This is a genomic window from Streptomyces sp. 3N207, from assembly GCF_052246355.1.
Classification (GTDB): domain Bacteria; phylum Actinomycetota; class Actinomycetes; order Streptomycetales; family Streptomycetaceae; genus Streptomyces.
This window is the reverse complement of the sequence record NZ_JBQQBV010000018.1, coordinates 65,602-85,300: the sequence shown is the minus strand read 5'-3', so window position 1 is coordinate 85,300 and position 19,699 is coordinate 65,602. Positions and strand designations below refer to the sequence as shown.

17 protein-coding genes, 1 tRNA gene and 1 pseudogene are annotated in these 19,699 nt (G+C 71.5%); 13 read left to right on the top strand and 6 right to left on the bottom strand.

The window, feature by feature from the left end:
• Positions 1–113: 113 nt before the first annotated feature.
• Complete coding sequence (locus ACTWP9_RS25680; protein WP_443248636.1) at positions 114–593, top strand: hypothetical protein; 480 nt, start codon at positions 114–116, stop codon at positions 591–593.
• Between the two features lie 133 nt (positions 594–726).
• Positions 727–788: transfer RNA gene (locus ACTWP9_RS25675), tRNA-Leu, on the top strand.
• 170 nt (positions 789–958) lie between these two features.
• Here the strand turns inward: ACTWP9_RS25675 and ACTWP9_RS25670 are convergent.
• A complete protein-coding gene (locus tag ACTWP9_RS25670) occupies positions 959–1,525 on the bottom strand; it encodes a transglycosylase SLT domain-containing protein (RefSeq protein ID WP_443248635.1) in 567 nt (188 codons plus the stop codon).
• A 410-nt stretch (positions 1,526–1,935) separates the two neighbouring features.
• Here ACTWP9_RS25670 and ACTWP9_RS25665 point away from each other — a divergent pair, with 410 nt between their 5' ends.
• The gene (locus ACTWP9_RS25665; protein WP_443248634.1) at positions 1,936–2,271 is read left to right on the top strand and encodes an ArsR/SmtB family transcription factor; all 336 of its coding nucleotides are present in this window, start codon (positions 1,936–1,938) and stop codon (positions 2,269–2,271) included.
• Positions 2,272–2,273: 2 nt separating this feature from the next.
• The gene (locus ACTWP9_RS25660) at positions 2,274–3,008 is read left to right on the top strand and encodes a cation transporter (protein WP_443248633.1); all 735 of its coding nucleotides are present in this window, start codon (positions 2,274–2,276) and stop codon (positions 3,006–3,008) included.
• A gap of 77 nt (positions 3,009–3,085) precedes the next feature.
• On the opposite strand, the gene ACTWP9_RS25655 is transcribed toward ACTWP9_RS25660, so the two are convergent.
• Entirely contained in the window at positions 3,086–3,403 is a 318-nt protein-coding gene (locus ACTWP9_RS25655; protein WP_443248632.1) for a VOC family protein, read from the bottom strand.
• Positions 3,404–3,688: 285 nt separating this feature from the next.
• Between ACTWP9_RS25655 and ACTWP9_RS25650 the strand changes: the two genes are divergently transcribed.
• Entirely contained in the window at positions 3,689–4,924 is a 1,236-nt protein-coding gene (locus ACTWP9_RS25650) for an epoxide hydrolase family protein (protein WP_443248631.1), read from the top strand.
• Positions 4,925–4,943: 19 nt separating this feature from the next.
• On the opposite strand, the gene ACTWP9_RS25645 is transcribed toward ACTWP9_RS25650, so the two are convergent.
• The gene (locus ACTWP9_RS25645; RefSeq protein ID WP_443248630.1) at positions 4,944–6,098 is read right to left on the bottom strand and encodes an MGDG synthase family glycosyltransferase; all 1,155 of its coding nucleotides are present in this window, start codon (positions 6,096–6,098) and stop codon (positions 4,944–4,946) included.
• 514 nt (positions 6,099–6,612) lie between these two features.
• Here ACTWP9_RS25645 and ACTWP9_RS25640 point away from each other — a divergent pair.
• From ACTWP9_RS25640 to ACTWP9_RS25630, 3 genes are read left to right on the top strand one after another with little or no spacing between them, the layout of a single operon-like run.
• Positions 6,613–7,437 (top strand): SDR family NAD(P)-dependent oxidoreductase, encoded by an 825-nt coding sequence (locus tag ACTWP9_RS25640; protein ID WP_443248713.1) that lies wholly within the window; start codon positions 6,613–6,615, stop codon positions 7,435–7,437.
• A gap of 8 nt (positions 7,438–7,445) precedes the next feature.
• A complete protein-coding gene (locus tag ACTWP9_RS25635; protein WP_443248629.1) occupies positions 7,446–8,324 on the top strand; it encodes a DMT family transporter in 879 nt (292 codons plus the stop codon).
• On the top strand, positions 8,318–9,094 hold the full coding sequence (locus ACTWP9_RS25630) for a polysaccharide deacetylase family protein (protein ID WP_443248712.1): 777 nt from the start codon (positions 8,318–8,320) through the stop codon (positions 9,092–9,094). The genes ACTWP9_RS25635 and ACTWP9_RS25630 overlap by 7 nt, the downstream gene beginning before the upstream one ends.
• 70 nt (positions 9,095–9,164) lie before the next feature.
• Here ACTWP9_RS25630 and ACTWP9_RS25625 read toward each other — a convergent pair whose 3' ends face one another.
• The gene (locus ACTWP9_RS25625; RefSeq protein WP_443248628.1) at positions 9,165–10,115 is read right to left on the bottom strand and encodes a LysR family transcriptional regulator; all 951 of its coding nucleotides are present in this window, start codon (positions 10,113–10,115) and stop codon (positions 9,165–9,167) included.
• Positions 10,116–10,215: 100 nt separating this feature from the next.
• Between ACTWP9_RS25625 and ACTWP9_RS25620 the strand changes: the two genes are divergently transcribed.
• Positions 10,216–12,105, top strand: a complete 1,890-nt coding sequence (locus ACTWP9_RS25620) for an MOSC domain-containing protein (RefSeq protein WP_443248627.1) — start codon at positions 10,216–10,218, stop codon at positions 12,103–12,105.
• 93 nt (positions 12,106–12,198) lie between these two features.
• On the opposite strand, the gene ACTWP9_RS25615 is transcribed toward ACTWP9_RS25620, so the two are convergent.
• Complete coding sequence (locus ACTWP9_RS25615; protein ID WP_443248626.1) at positions 12,199–13,419, bottom strand: erythromycin esterase family protein; 1,221 nt, start codon at positions 13,417–13,419, stop codon at positions 12,199–12,201.
• Positions 13,420–13,477: 58 nt separating this feature from the next.
• Between ACTWP9_RS25615 and ACTWP9_RS25610 the strand changes: the two genes are divergently transcribed.
• On the top strand, positions 13,478–14,245 hold the full coding sequence (locus ACTWP9_RS25610; protein WP_443248625.1) for a TioE family transcriptional regulator: 768 nt from the start codon (positions 13,478–13,480) through the stop codon (positions 14,243–14,245).
• A gap of 91 nt (positions 14,246–14,336) precedes the next feature.
• Here the strand turns inward: ACTWP9_RS25610 and ACTWP9_RS25605 are convergent, their stop codons facing one another.
• Positions 14,337–15,815 (bottom strand): FGGY-family carbohydrate kinase, encoded by a 1,479-nt coding sequence (locus tag ACTWP9_RS25605; RefSeq protein WP_443248624.1) that lies wholly within the window; start codon positions 15,813–15,815, stop codon positions 14,337–14,339.
• 249 nt (positions 15,816–16,064) lie between these two features.
• Here ACTWP9_RS25605 and ACTWP9_RS25600 point away from each other — a divergent pair.
• From ACTWP9_RS25600 to ACTWP9_RS25590, 3 genes and pseudogenes are all read left to right on the top strand, one after another.
• Positions 16,065–17,318: pseudogene (locus ACTWP9_RS25600) on the top strand (sugar ABC transporter ATP-binding protein); the annotation flags it as partial.
• A gap of 361 nt (positions 17,319–17,679) precedes the next feature.
• Complete coding sequence (locus tag ACTWP9_RS25595) at positions 17,680–18,723, top strand: ABC transporter permease (RefSeq protein ID WP_443248623.1); 1,044 nt, start codon at positions 17,680–17,682, stop codon at positions 18,721–18,723.
• The gene (locus ACTWP9_RS25590) at positions 18,720–19,685 is read left to right on the top strand and encodes an ABC transporter substrate-binding protein (protein ID WP_443248711.1); all 966 of its coding nucleotides are present in this window, start codon (positions 18,720–18,722) and stop codon (positions 19,683–19,685) included. The genes ACTWP9_RS25595 and ACTWP9_RS25590 overlap by 4 nt, the downstream gene beginning before the upstream one ends.
• The last annotated feature ends 14 nt before the right edge of the window (positions 19,686–19,699 follow it).

Here is a 19,699-nt window from a genome sequence, read left to right as displayed (position 1 = left end):
CAGTTACACGGTTCAAGCCATCGCCACGCGCCCCGTGGAGTCGCATCCTTACCACAGGGGCAGGGCCGCGGTCTTCAGTAGCGGGTCCTGCACGTCGAGGAGGGAACACATCGATGGCCATACCTGTGTGCTCGCTGATTGTGAACGAACACCAGAGAATCGCCGGCGACGGTGCGTACCACGTGGTGCGCTTCCCGTTCGGCGGGGGCGAATCGTACGACGCCGAAGGTATGCACCAGGTGCAACAGCCGGACGGCTACGAGGTCACCGACTGGCGCACCGACGACCGGTCCGGCCTGATCTGGCCCTCCGTCGGCGGCTGGGGCGTCATCACGGCCATGATCCAGTGGGAGGCCGGAAACTACAGCGAACTACGCGACCAGCTCGTACGCGACCCGCTCGGTCTCACCGACAACCCGGTCGACACGACAGCGACCGATCACCGGCGCCCCTCCCCCGGCATGCAGGCGTTCACCAAACACCACGAGCTTTTCGTGCACCCGGACATGCCGCTGGCCATCCGCGTCTCCCACAACGACTCCCGCTCCCGGGATCTCGTGCACGCGCAGTTCAAGCTCGCCATCCACACCTGACGTCCCCTCCACCACCCCGCCTTGCGTACGCCGTACCCCGCACGAGCTCTGCTGCGCTTCCCTGGCGCGGGAAATTCGGCTGAACGCGCGGCGACTTGGGGCTACGGTGGGCGAAGCCATGCGGCCCAGGTGCGCAGGTAGGGGATACTTCCACTGTTAATGGGGCGGTTGCGGGTTCAAGTCCCGTCGGATGCCCAGGCGTCCGTAGCTCAATCGGTAGAGCACCACACGTCTCCCCCACCGACTTCGAACTCTGGGCCTCACATGCGCCCGGTCTCTGCAGAGACGAGGAGCGGGTGGGAGGTGTTCCTCCCACCCGCTCCTGTTCGCATGCGCGGGGTTGTGTGGTGTCGGTGTGGCCTGTCTTAGTAGGCGGAGTCGACGTTGTCCATGGAGCCGTAGCGGTCGGCTGCGTAGTTGCAGGCGGCGACGATGTTGGCTACGGGGTCGGTGAGTTTGTCGGGGGTGCCTTCGACGTGGAAGCGGTCGAAGGTGGGCTGGATCACCTGGAGCAGGCCCTTGGAGGGGGTGCCCTTCTTGGCGTTGATGTCCCAGTCGTTGACCGCGTTGGGGTCACCGGCCGATTCGCGGATGATGTTGCGCTTGATGCCCTCGTAGGAGCCGGGGATGTCGTGCTTGGCCATGATGGCGCGGGCCTCACGGATCCAGCCGTCGAGGTTGTCCGCGTACTTGCCGCCGGCCTGCTGGTCGTCCGCCTTCTGCGCCTTCTTGGCGTGTGCGGCCTGCATGCTGACGTGCTGCGCGGTCGAGGCGGCGCTCTCGATGGCGGCGGGCTTGGCTGCGGGCTTGGCGGGGGCCTCGGCGTGGGCGGTGCCGGCCAGTGCGGTGGCGGCGATACCGGCCGCGCCCAGGGCGGTCAGGCCGGTGGTGGCGAGGCCGGCGGGCTTGAGGGTACGCAGGGTGTTACGCATGCGAGCAGAGGAGCCTTTCGTGGGGGGACGTTCCGGCCGCGCGCCCCGGGGAGCGGTGCGTTGTCCCGGTCTCGTCGCGGCCTGGCACCCACCCTGGGAACCGGCTCCCCCACCCGGCAAATATGTGACGTACGATCCAGAATCGTGACAAACCGGACAGGGGGTCGACCATCCCCGTCCCGCCCCAGGTCAGAGCAGCGCAGACATACGAAGCCGCTTCGTAAGTGATCTGGGTCCTATGGGCGCCCTCACAATCCACCCCGCCCGAGCCCTCACCCCGGACACGCATCGACCAGCAATTGCGTGCGCAGCGCTACGGCCCAGCCCCGGGTCCGGCGGCCCGCTCCGCGACCCTGAGTCAACAATTGATCAGGATTCCCTGAATTCAGGGTCCCTTGTATCGTCAGGGCATGCTGACTATTGCCACCGACATCGAGGTGCTGGCCCGGTTCGGGCGTGCGCTCGCCGATCCGATCCGGTGCCGACTTCTGCTCGCCCTGCGCGACGCCCCGGCCTACCCGTCCGACCTCGCCGACACGCTGGGCATCTCCCGTACCCGGCTGTCGAACCACCTGGCGTGCCTGCGCGACTGCGGGCTGGTCGTCACGACGCCCGACGGGCGCCGTACCCGTTACGAGCTGGCCGACGAACGGCTCGGTCACGCGCTGGACGACCTGCGTAACGCCGTGGTGGCGGTGGAGAGCGACCGCGCGTGCGAGGACGCCGACGAGAAGGGATGCTGCTGACCATGACGGCGGAGATATCCCTCGCCCTCGGCCCTGGACCGGAGCGGCGCGACGCGTTGACCCGCCGAATACGGCTGCTGGTCGCCGCGACACTGGTCTACAACGCCATCGAGGCGGTCGTCGCCCTCACAGCCGGTGCCCTCGCCTCCTCCGCCGCGTTGGTCGGCTTCGGTCTGGACTCCGTGATCGAGGTCTCCTCCGCCGCGGCCGTCGCCTGGCAGTTCTCCGCCCGTGAGCACGCCGTGCGGGAGGCGCGGGAGAAGACCACACTGCGGATCATCGCGGTGTCGTTCTTCGCGCTCGCCGGCTACGTGGCCGTGGACGCGGTCCGCACCCTCATAGGTGGTGGTGGCGAAGCGGAGCGTTCGGTCCCCGGCATCGTGCTCGCGGCGCTGTCCCTGGCCGTGATGCCGTTCCTGTCCGCCGCCCAGCGCAGGGCCGGGCGGGAGCTCGGCTCCGCCTCCGCCGTCGCGGACTCCAAGCAGACACTGCTGTGCACCTACCTGTCCGCCGTACTGCTGGTCGGACTCGTCCTCAACGCCACGCTGGGCTGGTCCTGGGCGGACCCGATCGCGGCCCTGGCCATCGCCGCCGTCGCACTCAAGGAGGGCCGGGACGCCTGGCAGGGCAAGGGGTGCTGCGCGACTCCCACCACCACGGCGGCCCAGCGGCCCCTCGGGACCGAGGACGCCGCCGACGCCTGCGGCTGCCGCCCCGGCTGCGGCTGCTGCGCCTGATCGCATACGGCAACGGCTTTGCGGGGCGGCGTCGGCCTGACGTCGCGGGAACGATGCCGTACTGCGCGCTTCCGTCATCACCGCACGTACAGCTCGACGGCTCGCCCGTCCGGGTCGTCGACCACATGCCGCCCCGGGGTCAACGGCGGGCTCATCCGCCGACCGACGACGTCGAAGCCCAGTCGCAGGCTGGAGACAGGGCGCCGTTCGGTCGCCGGGTACAGCTCGAACACGGTGCCGTCGGGCAGCGTGGTGGCGTAGTGAAGAGGGCCCTGTCCATGGCGCTCTTCCACGAAGGAGAGACCCAGGTCGCTGTAGAAGCGGCGGGACTCCTGCAAGTGCTCGGTATAGAGAACCACCAGTGCAATACGCGCACCCGCCGTGCTGCTCGTCATACGCACCGACTGTGCCAGTCCCTTCGGACCACGACGAAGAGCGGGTGGGAGGTGTCCTCCCACCCGCTCCTGTTCGCATGCGGCGGGACAGCGGGCCGACCCGGCCGCCGGAAGGGGATACGTGCCGGTGTCAGCCGCTGATCTGTCCGCGTCCCCGTCGCCGAGCAGGCCAAGCCCCGCAAGATCCAGATCACCGGCGGCGGCGAGTCCAAGACATTGCAGGACCGCCGCTGTCCCCGCAATTCAGGACCGAAACTGTCCTGACGGGGACCTACTGTCGCCGCCATGAGCACCGAACAGGAGATCGTCTCCTTCCGTATCGACATCCCGCAGGCCGACCTCGACGACCTTGCCGACCGGCTCGCCCGCACCCGCTGGCCCGACGCGCTGCCCGGCGTGGGCTGGAGCCGTGGCGTACCGCCGGAGTATCTGCGGGAGCTGGCCGACTACTGGGCAACGAAGTACGACTGGCGGGAACAGGAAGCCAGGATGAACGCCCTCCCGCAGTTCACCACGGTGGTCGAGGGGCAGCGGCTGCACTTCCTGCACGTACGGTCCCCGCACCCGGAGGCCACCCCGCTGCTTCTGCTGCACGGCTGGCCCGGCACGTTCGCCGACTTCCTCGACGTCATCGGCCCGCTCACCGATCCGGTGGCGCACGACGGCGTGCCGGCCGACGCCTTCCACCTGGTGATCCCCTCGCTGCCGGGCTTCGGCTTCTCCACTCCGCTGGCCGGTCCCGGCATGGGACCTGCCCGGATGGCCGGGCTGCTGGTCCGGCTGATGGAACGGCTCGGCTACGAGCACTACGGCGTGCAGGGCTACGACACCGGAGCCTGGGTGGCGCCCGAGGTCGGCAAGCAGGCACCGGAGCGGGTGACCGGTATCCATCTGAACGCCGTGATCGCCTTTCCGGTGGGGGCGGAGGGCGAGATGGACGGGCTCTCCGAAGCGGACGAGCAGCGCCGGCAGCGGATGCAGAACTTCAACGACGGCTATTTGCAGTGCAACTCCAAGCGTCCGCAGACCGTCGCCTACGCCCTCACCGACTCCCCCGCCGGTCAGCTCGCCTGGATCGTGGAGAAGTTCAAGGAGCTCACCGACCCGGCGGACGGTCTGCCCGAGGACAGCATCGACCGGGACCGCTTCCTGACCGCTGTCTCGCTGTACTGGCTGACGGCCACGGCGGGACCGGCGGCACAGGTCTACTACGAGGCGATCTCGGCCCAGGACTGGGGCGCAACGGCGGAGGACTGGTCCGAGGCCGTCGGCGACCAGGACGGAGCCGGCGACGGCGCCGATCCGGGTGAGGGCGGCCAGGACTGGGCGGCGGCAGCGCGTGGCACCGTACCCACCGGCGTGCTGCTCTCCGCACACGATGTGACGGTCCGCCCATGGGCGGAGCGGGACCACAACATCGTGCACTGGAGAGAGCTCGGCGCAGGCGGCCACTTCCTGGCCATGGAGGCCCCGGGCCCGCTCGTCGAGGACGTACGCGCGTTCTTCCGCGAGCTGCGCTGACGCACCGGGCCGCGCCGGCTCACCGGCCCCGCGTGTTCGCCGCGCCCGCCCGGTCGGCGAGTTCCAGCAGTTCCTCGGCGGCGTCGGTACGGAAAGCGGCGTGGGCGGCGGCTGTCTGGCGGGCGCGGGCCGGGCCGGGGAACGCCAGTTCGTGGACCGTGCGGGCCGGTTCGCCCTTGCCGACCGCGTGCCGGGAGAGCCCGGCCTGCGCCATGGCCCGTACGCCGGCCGCGGCGTGCCCCGGCAGTGGACGGTGGCCGACGACCGGCAGGCCAGCCGCGAGGGCCTGGGCCGCGGTCTGGCCCGCCGCGTTGTCGAGCAGTACGTGGGCTTCCGCCATCAGCCCCGGCAGATCGGTCACCCAGCCGAGGGGCAGCAGCCTGGGATAGCGGGCCGCGCGGTGCCGCAGCCGGTCGTCGTTCCCGCACAGCAGGACCGGCACACAGCCGTGCGCCGCCAGCTGCCGCGCCGTCTCCAGCAGTCGGGTGCCGACACCCCAGGCGCCGGTGGACATCAGTACGGCGGGCCGCTCGGGCGACACCGGTGTGGTGTGCTGCGCCGCGGCAGCCACGTGCCGGTCCAGCAGAGCCCGCCAGTGGCCGTCCACGTCGCGGGGCCGGAAGAACCGCGCGGGCACCACAGGTCCCGTGGTGCGGGCGGGACCCCCGGTGGTGGCCCGTACCTCCTCGGCTGCGGTCTCGGTGACGCACAGATGGAGGTCGTTTCCGGGGTGCAGCCAGCCGCGGTGCACGGCGAAGTCGACCACCACGACCGCCGTGGGTACCTCCAGCGCGCCCCGCGCCCGCAGCCGCCCGGTCACCTGCGCGCTCAGATGGAAAGTGGGGACGACGACATCGGGACGCCACTCGGCGACGGCCCGCAGCAGCGGCCGCTCGGCAAGGGCTGCCAGGGGTGCGCTGCTGGGGCGCGGGCCCGGTCCGCGGGTCGTCGCCAGGAACCCCGCGTACACGGCACCGTACAGCCGGGGCACATGCCGCACGGCGGCGCGATAACCGGCGCGCAGCCCCTGGCCGATGTCGGCCGGCAGGAGGGTGAGGACATCGCGCACGGTCGCCTCGTGACCGCGGGCCCGCAGCCGGTGCGCCAACTCGTGCGCGACCGCGTCGTGCCCCGCGCCCATGCTGGCACTCAGCAGCAGGAAGCGGTGCGGCATGGGGCTCCAGGGGTCGTCGGTGGGCGGACCGGCGCAGCGCCCGTCGCCGGTGGGGGCCGTGCCGGGGCGGTCCCGGGACGGCTCGGCCCCAGGACGACGCCTTCGGGCTCTGCGGGCGGCTCGGCACGTCCGTGGACCCTCGGCACATCCGTAGACCAGTGTGCTCCGAACGGCCGTCAGGCGCCGCGCAGCGACACTCAGTCGGCGCCGACGCGCCGCGCCGCACCCGTGCCCCGCCGGGTTCCGGGCGCGGCCCCGTTCCGCGGGAGGGGAGCCGAACAGGTGGTTCGGCTGGCCCGGGCAACGGCTCCGGGCGGGTGTGCCGCGCGGTTGCCAGCATGCTGGAGCCGGGGCCTGTTCCCCGGTACCCACACCCCGGCCCCGTCGCGGCCCGTACTGCTCACCGGAGGCGTCTGTGTTCGACAGGCTCGGCAGATCCGACCGCCGTCCGACGCGCCCTCTGCTCCGAGCCCCTTCCGCGCGGCGCTCGCATCGAAGGTATCCGGCCGGCGGGCTGCCGGTGCCCGCGCGGGCCCGGCCGCCCGAGCGCGCCCGGACCGAACCGCGGCAGGCGGGTGCCGGGCGGGACGGGCACCGCCCGGTGGCGCTGGTCACCGGCGCGTCGTCGGGTATCGGCACGGCCGTCGCCGAACGGCTGGCCGCGGAGGGCGACTGGCGGCTGCTGCTCAACGGCCGGGACGAGAGGCGGCTGGAGCAGGTCGCGACCCGTACCGGCGGGGTGCCGCTCCCGGCGGATCTGGCCGATCCGCGGGCACGTGCCCGACTGGCCGAGGAGGCGCTGCTGCACAGCGGGAGGGTGGACGCGCTGGTGGCGGGCGCCGGCATCGGCTGGGCCGGATCGTTCGCCGCAATGCCCCCCGAGGACATCGACGACGTGCTCGCCGTGAACCTGAACGCGACACTGCACTTGGTGCGGCTGCTGGTGCCGGGCATGGTGGACCAGCGCTGCGGGCGGGTGGTGCTGATCGGTTCCATGGCGGGCAGCGTGGGCGTACGGGGCGAGGCGGTGTACGCGGCGACGAAGGCCGGGCTCACGGCGTTCGCCGACAGTCTGCGCTACGAGCTGGCCCCGAGCGGTGTGCGGGTCTCGATGGTGCTGCCCGGGGTGGTCGACACCCCGTTCTTCCAGCGGCGCGGTGCCCCTTACCGCCGCGAGCGGCCCCGGCCCGTCCCCGCGGTGCAGGTGGCCGAGGCGGTGTGCCGGGCACTGCGGACAGGCCGCCCCAACGCGTACGTACCGTCCTGGATGGCCATGCCGGCGTGGCTGCACGGGACGGCCCCGGGGGTGTTCCGCAGCCTGGCCCAGCGCTTCGGATAGGCGTACACGTGCTGTGGACGGCGGTCTCGGTCCTGCTGGCGGTGCTCGCGGCGTTGGGGAACGCCGCCGCCTCGGTGCTCCAGCGGCGGGCTGCAGCGGTGCAGCGGCCCGGCCCTTCCGGGCGGCGGCTGTCGTGGCTGCCGGGGCTGCTGCGCCGTCCGGTGTGGCTGTGGGGGGCGGCGATGCTGGTGGTGTCCGCGGTGTGCCAGGCGGGAGCTCTGGCGACGGGGCCGCTGGCCGTGGTGCAGCCGGTGATGACGACGGAGCTGTTGTTCACCCTGATGCTGGGCAGCTTGGTGTTCCGGCAGCGCCCCGGGCGGCGGGCATGGGTGGCGTTTGTGGCGATGGTGGTGGGGCTGGCAGCTCTGTTGTGGCTGGTGTGGCCGTCGGGCGGGTCCGCCTCCGTACCGTCGGACCGCTGGGTGGTGGCGGCCCCGCTGATGGCGGCACTGGTGGTGGCGCTGACCGTGGTGGCGTTCCGGCTGCCGTCGGCGCCGCGGGCGACCGTGCTGGGTTCGGCGACAGCCGTGCTGTTCGGGGTGACGGCGGCGCTGATGAAGGATGCGATCTCGCGGCTGGCGGACGACGGGCCGGTGGCGCTGCTGACGGCGTGGCAGACCTACGGGGTGGCCGTGGCCGGGGTCTCCGGGTTTCTGCTGCTCCAACTGACGCTGCACGCGGGCACGCTGGTGGCGTCGCAGCCCGCACTCACGCTGGGTGACGCGTTCTTGAGCGTGGTGCTGGGTGCCGCGCTGTTCGACGAGCAGCTGTCGCTGGGCTGGCGGGTGGCACCCGAGGTGGTCGCCTTGGTCTTGATCAGCGTGGGAAGCGTGCAACTGGCCAGGTCACCGGCGGTGGTGGGCACCTCCGAGAAGGAGATCTGGTGAACCGGCCACGTGCCCTGGCCGCCTTGGCGGCCGCAGCGCCGGCAGCCGTCGCCGCCGTGCACATCGTCCCCGCCGCGACCTGGCTGCCTGCCGTACGCGCTGTGCTCCGCCCGTCGCTGGACGGGCGGGGCAGCGCCGACCATATCGCCCTGACCTTCGACGACGGGCCGGACGTACGGTCCACCCCGCACTTTCTGCGGGAGCTGAACCGGTTGGGCGTGCGGGCCACCTTCTTCCTCCAGGGCGCGGCCGTGCAGCGGCACCCGGCTCTTGTGCGGCGGATGGCCGCCGAGGGCCATGAGCTGGCGGTGCACTGCTGGGAGCACCAGCCCGCGTGGCTGCCCCGCCCGGTGGCCGACCGCGCGGACCTGGAGCGCGCCGCGGCTGCCGTACGCGAGACCGCGGGCACAGCACCCCGCTGGTACCGGCCGCCGTACGGGGTGCTCACCGCCACCCGCTGGTGGGCCGCGCGGCGGGCGGGGCTGCGTCCGGTGCTGTGGACCGCCTGGGGCCGCGACTGGCGGGCCGATGCCGACCCGGACAGCGTGCTTACGGAGTTGGGCGAGCGGCTGACGGGCGGGGCGACCGTCCTGCTGCACGACAGCGACCGCAACAGCGCCCCCTGTTCCTGGCGGGCGACGCTGGCAGCCCTCCCCCGCCTGGTCGCCCGCTGCCGCGCTGCGGGCTGGACGGTGGGACCGCTGGCGGAACACGGGATGCCGGCCGGGGGCGACGGCGGGGCACCGGCCCACCCGGCGGTCACAGGCTGACGTCACGGCAGCGGTCAGGGAGCTGGACAGGCACGCCGAACCGAGCGCCGGTCCGGGCCGGCCCGGGCCGCTACGGGGCCGGTTCCGCGCCCGGGGCCAGCCCCGGGATTGAGGCCGGGACATCGACCGCGCGGAGCGCGGCGAGGGCCGCAGCGATGCCGGGGCGGTCCGTACTGCCGCGCCGTATGGCGCCCAGCAGTGTCCGTGCGGGGGCGGGTCGGCCGCGCAGCTCGACCCGGGTGACGGCGAGCGGCGGAAGCTGGGCGAGCCGGGGTACGAGCGCGATGCCGAGGCCCTCCGCCACGAGTGCGGCCACAACGCTCCAGTGGCGCGCCTCGTGCGCCAGGTACGGGCTGAAGCCGGCGCTGGTGCAGGCCGCGAGCGTGTAGTAGCGGGAGGAGCTGTGCTCCATCTCCACGATCCACGGCTCGTGGGCGGCGTCCCCGAGGGTGGTCCCCGGCACGGCCTGCGTACGTCCGGCGAGGGGGTGACCGTTGGGGACGAGCAGGTCGAAGGGGTCGGTCAGCAGCGCCTCCTGCGCGAACCGCGGGTCATCGAGCCGCGGTGTGTCCGGGGTCGGTTCGATGAGCGCGAGATCGGTCGCTCCGGACAGCAGCAGATCGAAGCCCTCAGCGGGTTCGGCCTCCCGTACGTGCACGTCCAGCGCCGGACAGCGGTCGCGCAGAGCGCGGGCCGCCGGGGCGATGAGCGCGGCCACCGCCGTGGAGATCCCGCACAGCCGGAGAGCCCCGCTGGGCTCCGCACCGCTGTGCAGCGCCGCGTACGCCCGCTCCCAGCGCTCTTCCATCTCCTCCGCGTGCAGCAGCAGCTCGCGTGCCGCCGCGGTGAGCCGCACGCCGCGGCCCTGGGGTTCGAGCAGGGTGACGTCGAGGTCGCGGCCGAGCTGGCGGATCTGGTGGGAGGCGGCCGAGGCCGTGACGTGCATCGCCCGTGCCGCCGCCGTGACGGTTCCGTGGTGGGCCACGGCACGCAGGACATGCAGTCGCCGCAGATCAATCATTGAGGCTCACTTTCACATTGATTTCCAAACATCAAACCTGGTCCTCACCAGTTGGTTGAGGGAGGGTGGCTGAGAAGGATCGGCCGAGGAGGACGGAACAGTGACGACCAGCGCGACCGGCGCCCGGGTGGAACGGCTTGTGCGGTATCCGGTGAAGGGGTTCGCCGGCCAGCGCCTGGCGAGCGCGTGGATACGGCCCGGCAGCGGCATCCCGTACGACCGCGTGCTGGCTCTCGCCGACGGCCTGCACGGCATCCCGGAGGGTGGGCAGTGGGCGCCGACCGAGACTTTCGCGAGGCTCACCACCCACACCGGGCTGCTCGGCGTCGGCGTCCGGCTGGACCCCCAGGCGCGGACGGTGACCCTGACGCGGCCCCCGGCTGCGGACCCGGACGACGGTACCGACGCCGGTGCCGGGCCCGGCGCGGGCCCGGACGGTGTCAGCGCCGGGCTCGACGACCCCGGCTCGCTGGAGCGGGCCACGGCGGCGCTGCGGGAGTGGTTTCCGGGCGAGATCGACGCGTCCGCGGCGCTGGTGCACGCTGACAACGCCTACTGGGACGAGCAGGACGGCACCGTCTCGGTCATCAACCTCGACAGTGTGGACGCCCTCTCGGCCGCGGCCGGGGAGACCATCGACCCCTTGCGCTTCCGGGGCAACCTGTATCTGTCGGGGCTCGGCGCGTGGGCCGAGTTCGGACTGGTCGGGCAGCGCATATCGGTGGGCGGCGCCGAACTGGAGGTGCTGCGCCCCATGAGCCGCTGCCGAGCCACCTGCGTCGATCCGGCCACCTCTCGGGTGGACACAAACGTACCGGCTGAACTCACCACCCGCTTCGGCCACATCTACTGCGGCCTGCGTGCCCACGTGATCGCCCCAGGGACCGTACGTACGGGGGACACGGTGGCCCACCGGGGCGCGGGCAGCGGCCCCGTGCGCGGCGCCTCCCGCCCGGACCCCGCACAGTGGCCGCGCCCCGCGCGGATCGTCGGCAGACAGGAGGAGAGCAGCACGGTGACCAGCCTGTGGCTGCGCGATCCGCAGCACGGCACGGGCGCCGCTCCCCTCCCCGGCCAGCATCTGCGGATCCACGCGGCGGACAGCGCGGGCCCGGTGTGGCGCTGCTACACGCTCTCCGGGGTCAAGGGCGGCGACCTGCGGATCAGCGTGCAGCACGCGCCGGACGGGCGGATGTCCGGGCTGCTGCGCTGGCAGGCGCTCCTGGACGAGGAACTGCTGATCTCCGGTCCGCACGGGCACGTCACCCTGGACACCACCGCCACCCGCCCGCTGGTGCTGGCAAGTGCGGGCATCGGCATCACCCAGACCCTGGCGATGCTGCGTGCCTGCGTGGCCGAACAGCCGTCGCGCGAGGTGCTGCTGTGCCACACCGCGCGGGATACGCAGTCGCTCGCTCTCTGGCGCGAGGCGCGGGATCTCATCGACACGCTGCCGTACGGCCGGGCCGAACTGTTCCTCACCCAGGCGTCTCCGGGCGAGCGCGAGCGCTGGGGCGCGCGGTCCGGGCGCCCGGACTTCGGAACGCTGGACGCGCTCGGTGGGCCCGGGGTGCTCACCGGAGCGGAGGCGTATCTGTGCGGGCCGGTGGAGTTCATGCGGGACGCGAGGGCGGGGCTGACCGGGCGCGGGATGCCGGAGTCCGCCGTGCGCCAGGAGGTCTTCGTCTCGCCGCGCGCCGAAGCCGCGCGGCCGTCGCCGCCGCCCGAGCCCGGCCCGTTCCGCGTATCGTTCGCCGGGAGCGGGGTTACCGCCGTGTGGGAGCCGGACAGCGGAACCTTGCTCGACCTGGCCGAAAGCGCCGGGGTCCCGGCCAGATCCGCGTGCCGCAGCGGCGCGTGCCTCCAGTGCGAGCAGCCGCTGAGCGCGGGGAAGGCCGCCTACACCACCGCGCCGACGCTGCCGCCGCCCGACGACTCGGTACTGCTGTGCTGCGCCGTGCCGGTCAGCGACGTCACGCTGCCGCTGTGACGGGCGGGACTCCATGAGCGCGCGGTAGCCGCTGGGGTGCGCGTGTGCCGCTGGTCGATACCGCGCCGCAGCAGGCCACTGCGGAAGGTGGCGCTAGCTCTGCGGGACGTCCTTGACGAACACGATCCCGTCGTATTGGGCCAGGTGAGCCGGGTCAAGTGGGGCGTAGCCGTAGTAGGGAGACACGCGGGGGGCGGGCCGCGTGTCGCCGAGGGCGGTGGCCAGCCGGGCGGCGTCGACGACGTAGCGATCCTCCGGGAGCATGTAAAGGAGTCCTTCGACAGTGTCCGGCGGCGGGGTGTCAACTCCCTGGTGCCGCATCGTGCCCAGGGCCGTGGCCAGGAAGGCGTACTGCTCGTCCAGGTGGGCGCTCACCAGCGCGCCGGCGCTCCACCACTCCAGCCGCGGATGGCCCCACATGCTCATCGTGCTCTTGTCCCTTTGGAAATGGCTGTTCTGGGCGAAGGCCAGCACCGGGCCCCGCTCGGCGAGGGCGAGGAGGTTGTCGGCCATCATCGAGTCCCGCACGCCCAGCAGCCGCGTCATGCGGGTCGGCGAGGTGTCGGCCATCCAGAAGTGGTAGCGCAGCAGGGCGATGGCGGTGCGTCCGTACAGGCGCGCCCGGTCCCACTCCGCCCGCGAGGTCGCCGCGATCAGGTGCGGTGTCTGCTCCTCCAGCAGCGCCGTCAGATCGTCCGCGTGCAGCCGCAGTTCCCGGGCCTCGGCCGACCGCCCGGTGGACTTGGCCGGGTCCATCATCGCGTCCGGCTCGGTCCACGCATCGTCCGCGCCCAGCAGGCGGTCGAGCGTTTCCGCGGTGCAGGGGAGCATGTCCGCGTCCACCCGGGCCGCGAGGTAGCCGTGGAGTGCGGTGAGGGCCTGCCGGGGGCTCGCGGCATGGGTGATCTCCAGCGGGCCGTCGAAACCGGCGAAGTGCAGTCGCTCGAACGCGGGCCGGCCGTCGTTGTCGGCGCGGAAGTTGTAGTCGCGCATCCAGCGCACGAGTTCGCGGTTGGCCGCCGATGCGCCGAACCCGTGGCTGAATCCGTGCTCCATGACCTCGTCGAGGGTGCCCGTGCCCGAGGTGACGTAGTCGTCCACGACCAGGCCCCTCACGCAGTCGCTCTCGATCGCGATCGTCCGATAGCCCTCCTGCTCGACGAGCTGCCGGAAGAGCTCGTTGCGCACCTCGACCAGAGTGTCCTCACCGTGGGTGGGCTCGCCCAGTGCGAGCAGTTGCGGCCGGGCCGGGAGCAGACTCATGACGGCGGCAGCCCCGACGGCATGGGCGGTGTCCTTGATGTCAGTTGCCATGCCTTCAACGGTATCGTTGAACTCTTTGTGTAAACTTTCCCCCGATATCATCAGCTTCATGGGGCGAAACCTTCAAAACGGTGAGCGGCTCCGGCCGATCGACCTGGCACGCGCGAACGGCCTGTCCACCCAGGCCGTCAGGAACTACGAGGAGGCCGGCATCCTTCCAGCCGCCGGTCGCACACCCCACGGCTACCGCAGCTACGCCCCGCTGCACGCGCAGGCCCTGCGCGCGTTCCTCGCCCTGGTGCCCGGCCACGGCCACCGGACAGCGGCGTCGATCATGCGGGCCGTCAACGAGGGCGCGACCGACGGGGCGTTCCGCCTCATCGACGAGAGCCACGCCCAGCTCCTCCACGACCGCGGGACCCTCCAGGCCGTGGAGAGCGCCCTGGGCGACCTGGACCCAACCGCGGCGCCCGAGCCGACAACGGTGTCCGAGCCGGCCGCAGCGTCCGAGCCGGCCGCGGTGTCCGGGTCCGGAGCCACGTTCATCGGGCCGCTGGCAGGGAAGCTCGGAATCCGGCCCGCGACGCTGCGCAAATGGGAGCGCGCCGGGCTGGTGCACCCGCACCGCGACCCGCTGACCGGCTACCGGGTCTATGACGAGGGCGATGTACGGGACGCCCGGCTGGCCCACCAGCTCAGGCGGGGCGGCTACCTGCTGGAGCAGATCGCCCTGCTGATCGCCCAAGTGCGGGCGGCCGGCGGGCCGGAGCCGCTGGAGGCCGCACTGTGCGACTGGCGGGACCGGCTGTCAGCGCGCGGGCGGGCCATGCTGACCGGGGCCGCCGAGCTGGAGGCGTACCTCCGCAAGCGCGGATGACACGTCGGCAGCCGGCCGAAGAGAAGAGTCGGCGACCTGTCTCGGCACGTCCGTCGGGCCGCCCGGGAACCGACCGGGTCCGCGCGGCCGGTCAGCGGTCCTGGCGGGTCGCGAGGGCGTGGACCACGTCGGCCGAGGCCGGGTAGAGGGCGCGGTAGAGGCCGTACAACTCCTCGTAGCGGGCGGTGTTTTCGGGATCCGGGCCAACGGTTTCCCGGACGGGGTTCCAGGCGTCGATCGAGGCGTCGGTCACCGACTGCGCGGCCAGCAGCGCGCCGCCGTAGCAGGCGCCGATGGTGGTGGTACGCAACTCCTGGGGTCTGCCGGTGACATCGGAGACGATCCGCGTCCACAGCCCGCCCTGGGTGCCGCCGCCGACGGCGACGACGCGGCGGATGTCGCCGCCCGCCTTCTCCAGCGCCTCGATGTTGTGCCGTACGGCATACGCGGTGGCCTCCAGCGCGGCGCGGTAGAGGTCGCCGCGGGTGTGGGAGAGGGTCAGGCCCGCGATGACGCCGCGGGCCTGCGGGTCCATGACCGGGGTGCGCTCCCCCGCGAAGTACGGGAGCATCAGCAGGCCGTTGGCGCCGGGCCCGGCGGCTTCGGCGAGCTGGAGGAGCTCGGTGTACTCAGGGTTGCCGAACAGTTCGCGCAGCCAGCCGGTGACGGCGCCGGAGGTGGCCATGCCCCCGGCGAGGTTGCGGGTGCCGGGGAGGGCACCGACGGTGCTCCACAGTGCCGGGTCGGTGAGCAGCCCGGGCACGGTGTGGATCAGAAACATCGTCGTGCCGTACATCAGCATCAGGTCGCCGGGCCGGTGTGCGCCCACGCTCAGCGCCTCGGCCCAGGCGTCGATGGTGCCGGTGATGACGGGGATGCCCTGGGGCAGTCCCGTGCGGCGGGCGGCCTCGGCCGTGACGGTGCCGGCGACCTCGCCGGACCAGCGCAGCGGCGGGAGTTCGATGCCGGGGGCGATCCGGTCGGCCCAGGGGGCGTACCACTGGCGGGCGACGGTGTCGTAGAGCGGGGTGGTCTGGCTCGCCGAGTGGTGGTCCAGGACGTAGGCGCCGGTCAGCTTGCGGACGAGCCAGGAGCCGGGCATGTAGAGCCGACGGGCGCGCGCGTACAGCTCCGGTTCCTCGTCCGCGATCCAGGCGATCTTCGCTCCGGCGGCCTGGCTGGACAGGTCGGAGCCGCAGCGGCGGCGGATCTCCTCGATACCCAATTCCTCGTTGAGCCTGGCGATCTGGGCGGTCGAGCGGGTGTCGACGCCGTAGAGCACGGCGGGGCGCAGCGGTGTGTCGTCGGCGTCGGTGAGCAGGACACAGGGGCCCATACCGCTGACTCCGGCGGCGACGACCTCGGCGTCGACGCCGTCGGTCAGTTCGCGCGAGAGGGAGACGAATTCGTCCCACCAGACTGCGGCGTCCATCTCCACATGTCCGGGCGCAGGCCGGTCGACGGTGTGCTCGCGTACGGCCGAGCGCAGCACGGTGCCGTCCAGTCCGACCAGGACGCCTTTGCTGCTGGAGGTGCCGATATCCACGCCTAGGACTGCGTTGAGGGGCATGGTCGCAGGCTTGCAGAAATCGATTTCAGCGTCAACGGTCCTCTTGCCGACGGCGCCGTCGACGAGGTCGGACGAGGTCGGACGAGGTCGGGCAGCATGCGGCCAGCCCTGACGCGGCACGTGCGACAGCCGTCAAGAATGGCCTCTGTCGCACCTGTTGACGGCCTGAGCCTGCATTTCTACGCTACCTGAAATCGATTTCTGGAGGAGTCGCCGTGCGCAGCCTCGACCCGATGAAACAGCCCTGAGATGGCCGGCGAGAACGCGGAACCGGCAGCCGCCCACGCCGACCCGGCGCTGCTGCGTGTGGAGGGCGTCAGCAAGAGCTTCCCCGGCGTCAAGGCCCTGGACCGGATGCGGCTCGACCTGCGGCACGGCGAAGTGCTCGCACTGGTCGGGGAGAACGGCGCGGGCAAGTCGACGCTGATGAAACTGCTCTCCGGTATCCACGCCCCCGACGAAGGCCGGTTCTTCCTCGACGGTGAACCGCTGCGCCTCACCGGACCGCGGGACGCGCAGCGACGCGGCATCAGCATCATCCACCAGGAGTTCAACCTGATGCCGGACCTGACGGTCGCTCAGAACATCTTCATCGGCAGGGAACCCCGCAAAGCCGCCGTCCTGCTCGACCACCGGGCGCTCGAGACCCGCACCCGGCAGCTGCTCGACCGCCTCGAACTCCCGCTGGATCCCCGCCGTACCGTCGGCACCCTCACCGTCGCCCAGCAGCAGATGGTGGAAATCGCCAAGGCCCTCTCCCACGACCCGCGCGTCCTCATCATGGACGAGCCGACCGCCGCACTGAACGACACCGAGGTACGGGTACTGCACCAGCTCATCCGGCGTTTCGTACGGCCACGGACGGGCGTCATCTACATCTCGCACCGGATGGAGGAGCTCACGTCGCTCTGCGACCGGATCACCGTCATCCGCGACGGCCGGTACGTCGAGACCCTGCGGACCGCGGACACCAGCATGCCCGAGGTCATCGCCCGCATGGTGGGCCGCGCGCTGGAGGAGGGCGCCGGCCCCAGGAGCGTACGGCAGCACCGCGAAACGGTGCTCTCGGTCTCCGGACTGAGCACCAAGGCCCTGCTCCGGGATGTCGGCTTCGAGCTCAGGAAGGGTGAGATCCTGGGCTTCGCCGGACTGATGGGCGCTGGCCGCACCGAGCTGGCCCGGGCGCTGGTCGGCGCCGATCCGGTCACCTCCGGCACGGTGACGCTGCACGGCAGCCCCGTACGGATCAACAACCCGGCCGACGCGGCACGGCACCGCATCGGCTATCTGTCCGAGGACCGCAAGCGGCTGGGCCTGCTGGTGGAGGACAGCGTCAGTACGAACATCGCGCTCAGCTCCCTCCAGGAACGCTTCCAGTCGTTCGGCTTCGTCCGTGACGCCGCGGTCCGGGAGCACGCGGCGGAGGCCGTCGCCACGCTGCGGATCCGGACGCCGTCGATCGGCCGTCCGGTCAAGAACCTTTCCGGGGGCAACCAGCAGAAGGTCGTCATCGCCAAGTGGCTGGTCAAGGAGTGCGATGTGCTGATCTTCGACGAGCCGACGCGCGGCATCGACGTGGGCGCCAAGGAGGAGATCTACCGCCTCCTCGACGAACTGGCCGGGCAGGGCAAGGCAATCATCATGATCTCCTCGGACCTGCCCGAGGTACTGCGGATGTCGCACCGTGTCCTGGTGATGGCGGAAGGCCGGATCACCGGCGAACTCACCGCCGCAGAAGCCACCCAGGACAGGTCATGCACTACGCGACGCTGCGTCCCGGGACGCAGCGCCAGGGACCCTCCGCACCCGACGACCTCGCTTCCCGTACCGGCAGCAGCCCCGGCACCCCCAAGGCAGGCCAGTGATGACAGCTTCGACGGCCTCAGCGCCCCAGCAGGAACAGCACTCCGCCGCTCCGGCACCCGTGGCGGGCGGCACGCTCAAGGGCCGCCTCCAGCAACTCCTGGCGTTCGGCAGCCTGGTCGTGATCTGTGTGGTCTTCGCGATCGCCGACCCGATCTTCCTGAGTTACGGCAACATCACCTCGATCCTCTTCGCAACGGTGGTGATCGGCACACTGGCGCTCGGCGCAACGTTCGTGATCATCACCGGCGGCATCGACCTGTCGGTCGGCACCGGTATGGCGCTGTGTGCCGTCATCTCCGGTGTCCTGATCACCAACCTGGGGCTGCCGATCACCGTGGGCGTCCTCGGCACGCTGCTGTTCGGGGCGCTCATCGGCTTCGTCAACGGGCTGAACGTCACCGTGCTGGGACTGCCCCCGTTCATCGCCACGCTCGCGATGATGCTGGTGGCGGGCGGGCTGGCGCTGGTCATCTCGGGCAGTGCGCCGATCTACTTCGACTCGACCGCGTACACGGACATCTCCACCGGCAGCATCATCCCGGGCACCGACTTCCCCAACGCTGTGCTCATCATGGCCGCCGTCGCGGTGCTCGCCGGAGTGGCGCTCAGCCGGACCGTACTCGGCCGCTACACGTACGCCATCGGCAGCAACGAGGAGGCCACCGCGCTCTCCGGTGTCGACGTACGCAAGTGGAAGATCGTCATCTATACGCTGGCGGGCCTGTTCATCGGCCTGGCCGGCGTGCTCATCTCCGCGCGGCTGGGCTCGGCCCAGCCCGCCACCGGTATGGGATACGAGCTCCAGGCCATCGCCGCAGTCGTCATCGGCGGCACCTCGCTGAGCGGCGGCAAGGGGTCTGTCGTCGGTACGGTCATCGGCGCGCTGATCATCTCGGTGCTCAACAACGGCCTTCAGGTGCTGGCCGTTCCGCAGGAATGGCAGAACGTCATCCTCGGCAGCGTGATCGTCGTCGCCGTCTACGCGGACATGGCGCGCAAACGTGCCGCCGCCGTCTCCGGTGTCACCGAGGGAGTCCGATGACCATGCGTAGCCGGCGCATCGCCGCGCTCCTGGTGGCGGCTCTGATGTCGACGCTCAGCGGCTGCGCGGCCTCGGACAAGCCAGGCGACGGCGAGAAACCGTACGTGGCGATCGTCTCCAAGGGCTTCCAGCAGCAGTTCTGGCAGTCGGTCAAGAAGGGCGCCCAGCAGGAGGCCAGGGAGCGCGGCGCCGAGATCAGCTTCCAGGGCCCGGCGACGGAGAGCGATGTCGAGACCCAGGTGACACAGGTGACCAACGCCGTGGGCAAGCGGCCCGACGCACTGGGGCTGGCGGCGCTCGACTCGCGGGCCACCGAACCCATGCTGCGGAAGGCGAAGCGGGACAACGTGCCCGTCATCGCCTTCGACTCCGGGGTGGACAGCGCAATTCCCCGTACCACCGTCGCGACGGACAACCGGGCGGCAGCCGCCGAGGCCGCCCGGCATCTGGCCAAGGCGCTCGGCGGCAAGGGAAAGGTCGCCGTCGTGGCGCACAGCCAGACCAGCGGCTCGGGCATCGACCGCCGGGACGGCTTCGTGGGCTGGATGTCGAAGCACGCGCCGGGCATCAAGCTGCTGCCCGTGCAGTACGGCGGCGGCGACCAGACCAAATCGGCCGACATCACCAAGGCCGTCATCACCGCCAACCCCGACCTCAAGGGCATCTACGGCACCAACGAGGGCTCCGCCATGGGCGTCATCCAGGGCGTCAGGGAGAGCGGCCGCCAGCACATCAAGTCGGTCGGCTTCGACTCCGGCAAAGGCCAGATCGACGCCATCCGGAAGGGCGAGATGCTCGGCGCCATCACTCAGGACCCGCTCGCCATCGGCCGGAAGGTGGTGGACGCGGCACTCAAGGCCAAGCGGGGCGAGAAACTGCCGAAGACCATCAACACCGGCTACTACTGGTACGACCGGCACAACGTGGACGACCCGAAGATCCAGTCGGTGCTGTACCGCTAGTCCGTATCCAGGTA

Coding starts and splice junctions, on each gene's coding strand:
- ACTWP9_RS25680 (WP_443248636.1), top strand. CDS start 114: ATGGCCATACCTGTGTGCTCGCTGATTGTGAACGAACACCAGAGAATC.
- ACTWP9_RS25670 (WP_443248635.1), bottom strand. CDS start 1,525: ATGCGTAACACCCTGCGTACCCTCAAGCCCGCCGGCCTCGCCACCACC.
- ACTWP9_RS25665 (WP_443248634.1), top strand. CDS start 1,936: ATGCTGACTATTGCCACCGACATCGAGGTGCTGGCCCGGTTCGGGCGT.
- ACTWP9_RS25660 (WP_443248633.1), top strand. CDS start 2,274: ATGACGGCGGAGATATCCCTCGCCCTCGGCCCTGGACCGGAGCGGCGC.
- ACTWP9_RS25655 (WP_443248632.1), bottom strand. CDS start 3,403: ATGACGAGCAGCACGGCGGGTGCGCGTATTGCACTGGTGGTTCTCTAT.
- ACTWP9_RS25650 (WP_443248631.1), top strand. CDS start 3,689: ATGAGCACCGAACAGGAGATCGTCTCCTTCCGTATCGACATCCCGCAG.
- ACTWP9_RS25645 (WP_443248630.1), bottom strand. CDS start 6,098: ATGCCGCACCGCTTCCTGCTGCTGAGTGCCAGCATGGGCGCGGGGCAC.
- ACTWP9_RS25625 (WP_443248628.1), bottom strand. CDS start 10,115: ATGATTGATCTGCGGCGACTGCATGTCCTGCGTGCCGTGGCCCACCAC.
- ACTWP9_RS25615 (WP_443248626.1), bottom strand. CDS start 13,419: ATGGCAACTGACATCAAGGACACCGCCCATGCCGTCGGGGCTGCCGCC.
- ACTWP9_RS25610 (WP_443248625.1), top strand. CDS start 13,478: ATGGGGCGAAACCTTCAAAACGGTGAGCGGCTCCGGCCGATCGACCTG.
- ACTWP9_RS25605 (WP_443248624.1), bottom strand. CDS start 15,815: ATGCCCCTCAACGCAGTCCTAGGCGTGGATATCGGCACCTCCAGCAGC.
- ACTWP9_RS25595 (WP_443248623.1), top strand. CDS start 17,680: ATGACAGCTTCGACGGCCTCAGCGCCCCAGCAGGAACAGCACTCCGCC.
- ACTWP9_RS25590 (WP_443248711.1), top strand. CDS start 18,720: ATGACCATGCGTAGCCGGCGCATCGCCGCGCTCCTGGTGGCGGCTCTG.